The organism is Paenibacillus sp. F411 (assembly GCF_017582705.1).
Classification (GTDB): domain Bacteria; phylum Bacillota; class Bacilli; order Paenibacillales; family Paenibacillaceae; genus Paenibacillus_AQ; species Paenibacillus_AQ algicola.
Genome location: NZ_JAGFIP010000030.1, coordinates 1 through 8,811, shown reverse-complemented (window position 1 = coordinate 8,811; position 8,811 = coordinate 1). Strand labels below are relative to the sequence as shown.

Annotated in this window: 7 protein-coding genes, 8 tRNA genes and 1 rRNA gene; all 16 read right to left on the bottom strand. The window is 49.4% G+C overall.

Translation table 11 applies throughout. The annotated features are described in order from the left end of the window. Nucleotides 1–232: 232 nt before the first annotated feature. Entirely contained in the window at nt 233–1,459 is a 1,227-nt protein-coding gene (locus JJQ72_RS19830) for an acyltransferase (protein WP_208204740.1), read from the bottom strand. Nucleotides 1,460–1,667: 208 nt separating this feature from the next. Further along, nucleotides 1,668–2,174 (bottom strand): acyltransferase, encoded by a 507-nt coding sequence (locus JJQ72_RS19825; RefSeq protein ID WP_138224005.1) that lies wholly within the window; start codon nt 2,172–2,174, stop codon nt 1,668–1,670. Between the two features lie 67 nt (nt 2,175–2,241). Further along, nucleotides 2,242–2,889, bottom strand: a complete 648-nt coding sequence (gene ppaX, locus JJQ72_RS19820) for a pyrophosphatase PpaX (RefSeq protein WP_138224004.1) — start codon at nt 2,887–2,889, stop codon at nt 2,242–2,244. 24 nt (nt 2,890–2,913) lie between these two features. After that, complete coding sequence (gene lgt / locus JJQ72_RS19815; RefSeq protein ID WP_208204739.1) at nt 2,914–3,981, bottom strand: prolipoprotein diacylglyceryl transferase; 1,068 nt, start codon at nt 3,979–3,981, stop codon at nt 2,914–2,916. 12 nt (nt 3,982–3,993) lie between these two features. Then, the gene (hprK, locus tag JJQ72_RS19810) at nt 3,994–4,932 is read right to left on the bottom strand and encodes an HPr(Ser) kinase/phosphatase (protein ID WP_138224002.1); all 939 of its coding nucleotides are present in this window, start codon (nt 4,930–4,932) and stop codon (nt 3,994–3,996) included. Between the two features lie 383 nt (nt 4,933–5,315). Continuing rightward, entirely contained in the window at nt 5,316–6,440 is a 1,125-nt protein-coding gene (locus JJQ72_RS19805) for an ABC transporter ATP-binding protein (RefSeq protein ID WP_208204738.1), read from the bottom strand. Between the two features lie 106 nt (nt 6,441–6,546). Continuing rightward, on the bottom strand, nt 6,547–7,713 hold the full coding sequence (locus JJQ72_RS19800; RefSeq protein WP_233281087.1) for a PucR family transcriptional regulator: 1,167 nt from the start codon (nt 7,711–7,713) through the stop codon (nt 6,547–6,549). A gap of 95 nt (nt 7,714–7,808) precedes the next feature. Further along, nucleotides 7,809–7,881 (bottom strand) — tRNA-Lys (locus tag JJQ72_RS19795). 7 nt (nt 7,882–7,888) lie between these two features. Then, nucleotides 7,889–7,974: transfer RNA gene (locus JJQ72_RS19790), tRNA-Tyr, on the bottom strand. Between the two features lie 12 nt (nt 7,975–7,986). Next, nucleotides 7,987–8,059, bottom strand: a tRNA-Phe gene (locus JJQ72_RS19785). Nucleotides 8,060–8,089: 30 nt separating this feature from the next. Continuing rightward, nucleotides 8,090–8,166, bottom strand: a tRNA-Asp gene (locus tag JJQ72_RS19780). Between the two features lie 10 nt (nt 8,167–8,176). Then, nucleotides 8,177–8,252 (bottom strand) — tRNA-Thr (locus JJQ72_RS19775). A gap of 15 nt (nt 8,253–8,267) precedes the next feature. Further along, nucleotides 8,268–8,343: transfer RNA gene (locus tag JJQ72_RS19770), tRNA-Val, on the bottom strand. 9 nt (nt 8,344–8,352) lie between these two features. Further along, nucleotides 8,353–8,429 (bottom strand) — tRNA-Met (locus tag JJQ72_RS19765). 29 nt (nt 8,430–8,458) lie between these two features. After that, nucleotides 8,459–8,550, bottom strand: a tRNA-Ser gene (locus tag JJQ72_RS19760). Nucleotides 8,551–8,710: 160 nt separating this feature from the next. Next, nucleotides 8,711–8,811: ribosomal RNA gene (locus tag JJQ72_RS19755) — 23S ribosomal RNA — on the bottom strand; the annotation flags it as partial.

The window sequence follows — 8,811 nt, the reverse complement described above, 5'->3', positions numbered from 1 at the left end:
GACGCGGCAGGATTCACTTTATGTTACAGCCTGGTATGTTGCTCGCCCTGTCTCTGACAGGTACTTATGTCGATACGCTTCTACGCACAGATTTCGCCATACGCAGGTATCCTAGCTACACAGGGGCTTGGTCCCTCCTGTGACCGGATTTTCACCGGCTAGAGAATGCGTGCTTAGCTGGGCACGCCAGCACAAAAAAGCCGCCCGCGCTTCTCGCGGACAGCTATACCAGCTACCAATCGACCGATCGGCTCCTTCCTCCAGCGCGAACGTCCCGTTTGGGATTTCCTTTTGGAGGAGAGGGCATCTTGCTCTTGAGGGATTTGGGCACACTGCCTAGCAGCATCCAGGCCCCCGGCATGTATTTCATGATGGTCTGCACTACAATTGCGCTGATCACCAGTGCCGTAACCATTCCCCCATACACCCAGATCAGATAATCATCCGTGACCGGATTCAGATTCAGATCATACAATCTGTAAATTGCGAGCCAGAGCGGATGCACTAAATAGATGGCAAAAGAAAGCTCTCCAATCCGGATCAGCATAGATTTCATCATGCTCCAGTCGCTGTTAAACAGCCAATTGGTGAGCTGCATCAGCACCAGCGCCGAGAACATCGTATGCATGTTCCACAGTCCCTCATACCACAACGAATCATGCCAATTGCTGTACAGGCGCGCCTCATACCAGATCAGAACATGCGACAGCCCCATTGCCAGCCAGCCGACCCACAGGATGAAGGTACCCTTTCTCTGCCGCGGGGTCTGATCTTTCCAGCTGGAGCTCAGCCAGGCCTTAAAGGTATCATAATGGATCGCCAGGTACGCTCCCAGTACATAATAGGCCATATAAGAGATCGCAAGGCTGCCTTTATCCACAAACTTCAAATCGTACTTATTCCAGAGAATGAATCCCCACTGCAGCAGCAATCCGATCGGGACCGCCCAGCGCACCAGAAATTTGGAGGATTTGAACAGCAGCAGGAACAGCGGAAACAGAATATAGAACTGCAAGCTGATAAAAACAAAGTATAAATGCGTATAATTTTTACCGGTAATCAGCCGATGCCAGAAATCAGCCCATAATGCTGATCCGTCCAGCGGACCGGAGAGCATTCCATTTTGATAGAGCCGTATTCCAAAATATCCGATCGAAATGAGCAAATACGGAAGCAAGATGAACAGCAGCCGTCTTTTGTAGAAGTTAAGAATCAGTCCTTTGGTCAGCGGCCGGTCATAATAATTGTAGAACAGCACAAAGCTGCTCAAAAAAATAAAAGAAGGCGTCCCGTACTTAAAAAAGATATTGATAAAATTGATCATAAAGTAGAATCGGGAGTCTACAGCTTCGACGGTGGCAAACGAGGTGGCATGGACATGCAATACACCTAAAATAGCCATGGCGCGGTAGATGTCCAGCTGCGGCAGCCTCTCCCTTGAGTTGATGGTGGCTTCCATTGCTTTTCACTCCCTTTTAAATTTGCAGCACATGAATCATTAAACCATTCACTCTTATACCTACTCTTCCAACCCTAAACCTTCTCTTAAAAAAAGAAAAGCCCCTCACGGCGCATCTCGTGGGAGCTACTAGCTTACATTTACTTTTGCGTCCTTACTAATTTTACTACAAGTCCACAAAGATTGGAACTTCATCGCGATAACGTACTCATGCATTCTCTTCTTCTGGCTTAGAAGGCTTTAGCTCCCGAAGCGGATTTCCACCGACAAAAGCGCCCGGCGCTACATCCTTATGCACGACAGCACCCGCGGCTACCACAGCGCCGTCTCCAATTGTGACGCCCGGCAGAATCGTGACATTGGCACCGATCAGCACATTGTCCCCGATCACCACATCCCCCAGCCGATATTCCTTGATCAGGTATTCATGAGCCAGGATGGTGCTGTTATATCCAATGACTGAATTTTCGCCAATCGTGATCCGTTCGGGAAAGAATACATCCACCATCACCATCAGTCCAAACGCCGTATGACTCCCTACTCTCATTCCCAGCGTGCGCCGGTAAATCCAGTTCTTGAGCGGAAGCACCGGGCAGTAGCGCGCCAACTGAATACAAATAAAGTTTTTGACCCCTTTCCAGGGGCTCACGGTTCGATAAATATGCCAAAGCGCATTATAGCCTTCTACGGGATAGCGTGTTACGTTCCTGCCCATTCTTAACGGCTCCATTTCTTTTGCTGGATCTGAACTGCTGGCTCTTGGTGCTTCAAATTCATTTAGGCTATTCTTGCCCCGGCTCTAGCAGGCGATACAGATCACGCATATCCTGCAAAATATAATCGGCTCCACATGACCGCAGCATTTCCGGCCCCTTCAATGACCAGGCGACCCCTGCTGCAAGTGCTCCTGCCGCCTTGGCCGACTGCATATCCACCGCACTGTCGCCCACCATCAGGGTCGTTGCCGGGTTAGCACCCAGAAGCTCGATCGCCTTTTGCACCGGCTCCGGATGGGGCTTCGGATGCTCTACATCATTGACCGTCACCACGGCATCCATGTAGGGAGCCAGCTTGAATTTGTCCAGCGTCATCAGCGTCGACGGCCGGATCTTCGTCGTTACGACGCCCATGCGAAGGCCTTGTCCTTGAATCCATTCCACCACTTCATTGACGTAGGGAAAGGTTTTGACCATTTGATCATGATGCTGTTTATTGTACGCGCGGTATAAGGGAACCAGCTCCTCGACGTCCTCTAGGCCAGAGAAGGTCTGAAGCTGATACTCCAGTGTAGTCCCCATGTGGGGAATGATCTGTTCTCGTGTCAGCGGTCCATCGGGATTGCGCTGAAATACATGCATAAATGAAGCAATAATCAAGTCATTGGTATCTATAATCGTGCCATCCAGATCAAAAAGTACAGTTTCAATCATTTACGTTACTCCTTGTGCGAGCTTTTACTTTTCTTTATCGTCTGGCGAGTCCACTACAGAATCCGTCTGCCGCGCTTGGGGCTTTTGCGTCTCCGGCGTTGACGTGGATCGCTGTTCTGAGAGCTCCTCCTTGCGGCGGGAACGGTTCAGATCCGCTTCCGGCGTAGGTGCTCCGGCATTTTTGGTGCTTACAATCGGGTCCATATATCTTGCGCTCGCTTTTCCCGTAGTCCGGCGGATCACAATCAGTGCAATGGCGGCGATAATAATCAGCAGAGCCAGCAGCTGGGAAATCCGAACGTTTCCGTATACAGGATCCAGATAGCCCTGTTCAAAGCCCATCCAGGTCATCGGGCTCCACAGACTATTCAGGAAGGAAGCCAGGCCCGCCGAGCCTTGAAACGCCAAGCTGTCAGTACGCAGCGCTTCAATAAAGAAGCGTCCGATGGAATACCAGATGAAATAGCTGATAAACAGCTCGCCCGCACGCAGAAACTTTTGTCTTCGAAGCACCAGCAGCAGCGCGATGCCCACGAAATTCCACAGCGATTCATAAAGGAACGTAGGGTGATGGAATACGCCTTTTACGTTCATTTGATCGACAATAAAATCAGGCAGGTGCAGTGTGTTTCGTAAAAAAGACTCTTCTACCGGTCCGCCATAGGCTTCCTGGTTCACAAAGTTACCCCAACGGCCAATAGCTTGCCCGATTAACAGCGATGGTGCACAAATATCGGCAATTCGCCAGAAGGAGTAGCCCTGTCTGCGAACATAAATGACAGCGCAAATAATAGCCCCGATCAGGGCGCCGTAGATGGCAATACCACCCTCCCAAATTTTGAAGGCATCCCAAATATTATCCTTGTAATCCTCCCATTTGAAGGCGACATAATAAATTCGGGCCGCTACAATTGCAGACGGTACCCCGAGCAGCAGGAGGTCCATGAAGAATTCCTGCGGTATGCCGAAGCGCTTCCCTTCTCTGATCGCGAGCAGTAAGCCTGCCAATGCGCCCAGACCCAAAATAATTCCGTACCAATGCACCGGCAGCGAGCCTATTTGAAATGCAATCGGATTGATGAGCAGAGACATCCCCAATTCCCCCTAGTCCATATCGTCCATATCCTCGGCAATGGTTGCCGTTAATTTGTTCGTGAATTGCAGCGCCGCATTTAAACCCATCTGCTTCAGGCGATAATTCATAGCCGCAACCTCGATAATGACCGCCAGGTTTCGGCCTGGTCGGACGGGTATGGTAACGAGGGGAATGTCGGTATCAATAATTCGTGTCGTTTCCTCATCCAGACCCAGACGATCATATTGCTTATCCTGCTGCCAGGCTTCCAGTCGAACCACAAGTGTAATCCGCTTGTTATTGCGTACCGCACCCGCACCGAACAAGGTCATGACGTTAATAATGCCAACGCCCCGAATTTCCAGAAGATGCCGGATCAGCTCCGGTGCAGTACCGTGAAGCTGGTAGTCCGAGGTCTGCCGGATTTCCACCGCATCATCGGCAATTAAGCGATGTCCGCGCTTGACAAGCTCCAGCGCCGTCTCACTTTTACCGATCCCGCTGGATCCTGTAATCAACATGCCAACGCCATAGACGTCACATAATACACCATGAATCGTTGTCGTCGGTGCCAGCTTGCGTTCTAAGAAACCGGTAATCCGGCTCGTTAACGTGGTGGTCGCCATGCTGCTGCGAAGCACCGGCATGCCCTTGGCATTGCTCACCTCGATCAGCTCCTCCGGAACCTCCAGGGAACGTGTCACAATAATACAAGGTGTTTCATCCGTACATAAACGTGACATACGGTCTTTGCGCTCCTCCGGCTCCAGCATGGCATAGAATGCCAGCTCTGTCCGTCCCAGAAGCTGAACCCGTTCGATGGGATGGTATTCGAAATATCCGGCCATCTCCAGTCCCGGACGATTCAAGTCGTCGGTTGTGATCGGCCGTTTCAGCCCCGCTTCACCAGAAATAACCTCCAGCTGGAATTGCTGCACCAGCTCGGATACCCGTACTTTCTTGGCCATGGTCGTACCCCTTTTCGTAGCTATATGAAGTGAACTCTTAGGTTCTCATTCTTGCTCTCGGGCGTGCTTGCGTATCTGCTCTTGCTACCGCACGTAATGTTGCTCCCGGACCTACTCTTATACATGCCTTGCTCCTGCTCGTGTTCTTGCAATCAGTCGTGCTTGCGTGCTTGCGTACTTGCTCTTGCTACCGCACGAGCCCGTCCTGCTATGGATTCCCAGGTCATACTTCTTGATCATCTTAACAGGAATCAGGTGTCTAATGCAATGTTCTCAGCCGGGATCGCTCGGACCTGAACCTGCAGGAAAGCAATCCAGCGTGCCTGTCTCTATAAATTAAAAAAACCGCCCAGCAGGGCGGTTTCTATAGATATGCTGGGATCTTAATCTGCCAGCAATACGTTCAATTCGGATTCTCTGTCAAAGAGATGAACTTTGTTCATGTCTACTGCCAGCTTTACATTGTCGCCTTCACGAGTGGTGGAACGTCCATCCACACGGCCGATTACAGTATCGTTGCCCAGTCCGCTCAGGTACAAGAGCATTTCGTGACCCAGGTTCTCGGTTACGTCAACCTTGGCATTAAATACAGTGTTCGGGGAAGCTTCCAGGAATACTGGCTCTTCATGAATGTCTTCCGGACGAACGCCCATGATTACTTCCTTACCGATCATGGATTTGTTCTTCAGCAGCTGTGCTTTACCCCCAGGAACCTGAACGCTCAGGCCTTCGGAAGTGAAGAACACGCCACCGTTCTGTTCGGAAAGCTTACCGGTAATAAAGTTCATTGTCGGGGAACCGATAAAGCCTGCTACGAACATATTTACAGGCTGGTTGTACAGCTCTTCCGGAGAAGCCGCCTGCTGGATGATTCCGTCCTTCATAACGACGATCCGGTCACCCATCGTCATCGCTTCGATCTGGTCATGCGTTACATAGATACAAGTGGTTTCAAGACGCTTAACCAGCTTTGTAATCTCAGCACGCATCTGACCGCGCAGCTTCGCATCCAAGTTGGAAAGTGGTTCGTCCATCAGGAACACTTGCGGATCACGGACGATCGCACGACCCAAGGCCACACGCTGACGCTGACCACCGGAGAGTGCCTTCGGTTTACGGTCCAGCAAATGCTCGATGTCGAGAATCTTCGCTGCTTCACGTACACGCTTGTCGATTTCATCCTTCTTTACTTTACGGAGCTTCAAGCCAAAGGCCATGTTCTGATACACATTCATGTGCGGGTACAAAGCGTAGGATTGGAATACCATCGCAATGTCACGGTCTTTCGGTGCTACGTCGTTAACAACGCGATCGCCGATGTACAGTTTACCTTCGGAGATTTCTTCAAGTCCTGCGATCATACGCAGTGTAGTGGATTTACCACAACCGGACGGACCTACCAGAACCAAAAATTCTTTATCCTTAATATCAAGGTTAACGTCAATTACCGTTGCCTTATCGGAACCTGCATATTTTTTGTAAATGTGCTCTAAGCGTACACCTGCCATGCTGATTGCCCCCTTGTTCATATTATGAAATGAAATCGGATACATTGAATATCTTTATATTACATGACCGCGTGGTTGCTGGCTATGCACAATCTGCACAAAAATTTTAGGCTCTTTTCGTTAATTTGTACAATAGGAGTGTAAGCTTCACCAATACTGCGTCATTAAAGCTGCGAACGTCCAGTCCGGTTTCCTGTTTTATCTTGTCCAGCCTGTATAAGAGGGTGTTGCGGTGGATATATAAATGCTTCGCTGTTTCACTAACATTACAGTCCAGATCAAAAAAAGACTCCAAGGTAGACAGTGTCTCCGGATCATGAAACAACTCTGTACAGCCTTCGGCATACTGCTGAAGATACAGCGCCCGCTGCTCCTGCGGAATGTGAAACAGCAATCGTTCCAGGTGCAGGCTGCCCGATAGATGTATATGCTCCTTAACCTGAAAAATTCTTCCCAAGTGCATCGTCTGCTTCAATAGGTTCACAGCATCAGGGAGGCCATGCAGGGCATCCGCTTCCGGAATACTGCTGACATAAAAATCACCCACCCACTCGGTAGAAATCAGCTCATGCAATCCCACACAAAAAGAGTAGAGTGCATCTTCATGTCCTCGCTCCTGGCCCTTCTCATCCAACAGATCATCCATATCATCCTTAATGCTCTGTAGAAGCTCCTGCTTCGCAAGAATCAGCCACTCTGCCTCGTGCAGCGGAATCAGTGCAACCTCGCCATTAAAATAACTGCGAAGCAGTCTAGACAGAACCTTATATTGAATGTCTATGGCATGATCACTCTCATTAATGATGAGAAAGGGGATCATGTCTTTCGTCAATACACCATCTAAACCGAAGTTCTCTGGAAGGTCCGCATTCAACTGATCTGCCTCTAAGCTCTGTACAACCCATTGACCTAATTGTCGGAGTTGCCTCTCGTCCTCTTGCTTGGACCCTGTTTTAGGGTTCATGTTGTTTTCTTTGCTTCTTAAGGAATGCAGCCAAAGCTGGATTAAGACAATTTCTGAATCTGTCACATCTTCGGCATGAAATGCCAGCACCTGATTGGTCTGCTCATGCTCCAGCGGTATCCATATTTGATCTTCAGCTTTATGGTAGAAATACGGTGAACCGTTGCGATCTACCTTTTCAGACTTACTTACTTCTTCATCCGATATGAGTCTCGAGGTTACACTTATATTTAATGCTTGTTTTAAGAGCTGGACGATTTGTTTGATCTCCGCCATGATGACTCCCACCACTTTGTCGTTTTTTATCATTGTAGCACATCCTATCCGATCAACGACAATGCTTACATGATGGATTTCCTAATAAAATACAAAAAAGCCGTCAATTAAAATTGACGACTTTCGGATGAGCCATGAAGGACTCGAACCTTCGACACCCTGATTAAAAGTCAGGTGCTCTACCAACTGAGCTAATGGCTCATATAACTGGTGGAGGATGATGGATTCGAACCACCGAACTCGTACGAGAACAGATTTACAGTCTGCTGCGTTTGGCCACTTCGCTAATCCTCCAAAAACAAAAGGTGGCTCGGGACGGAATCGAACCGCCGACACGAGGATTTTCAGTCCTCTGCTCTACCGACTGAGCTACCGAGCCATACATGAAATTTAAGGTGAAAAATATAAATGGCGGAACTGACGGGATTCGAACCCGCGGTCTCCTGCGTGACAGGCAGGCATGTTAGGCCTCTACACCACAGTTCCGCATTTATAATGGTGCCGGCGAGAGGACTTGAACCCCCAACCTACTGATTACAAGTCAGTTGCTCTACCAATTGAGCTACACCGGCATATGAAAAATTACATGGTGGAGGCTGAGGGGATCGAACCCCCGACCCTCTGCTTGTAAGGCAGATGCTCTCCCAGCTGAGCTAAGCCTCCAGGTATGTATGGTAGCGGCGGAGGGGATCGAACCCCCGACCTCACGGGTATGAACCGTACGCTCTAGCCAGCTGAGCTACACCGCCATACTAATATTTGCATTCAGGTATATGAATGGCGGAGAGAGAGGGATTCGAACCCTCGCACCGCTTACGCAGTCTAACCCCTTAGCAGAGGGTCCCCTTATAGCCACTTGGGTATCTCTCCATCATAACCTTATGCAGTTACAGAGATTGACTCCCTGAAAACTAGATACGAAACGAATGTGCGTTGTTAGATTGATCATTAGCGTAATGTTTCCGAAGCTAGCTTTACTCCGCAAAGCTCTGCGGATGCTTTCGTAGCTAGCTTTGCTTCGCAAAGCTTGTAGGATAAGCCCTCGACCGATTAGTATTGGTCAGCTCCATGCATTGCTGCACTTCCACCTCCAACCTATCTACCTCGTGGTCTTCAAGGGGTCTTACATAC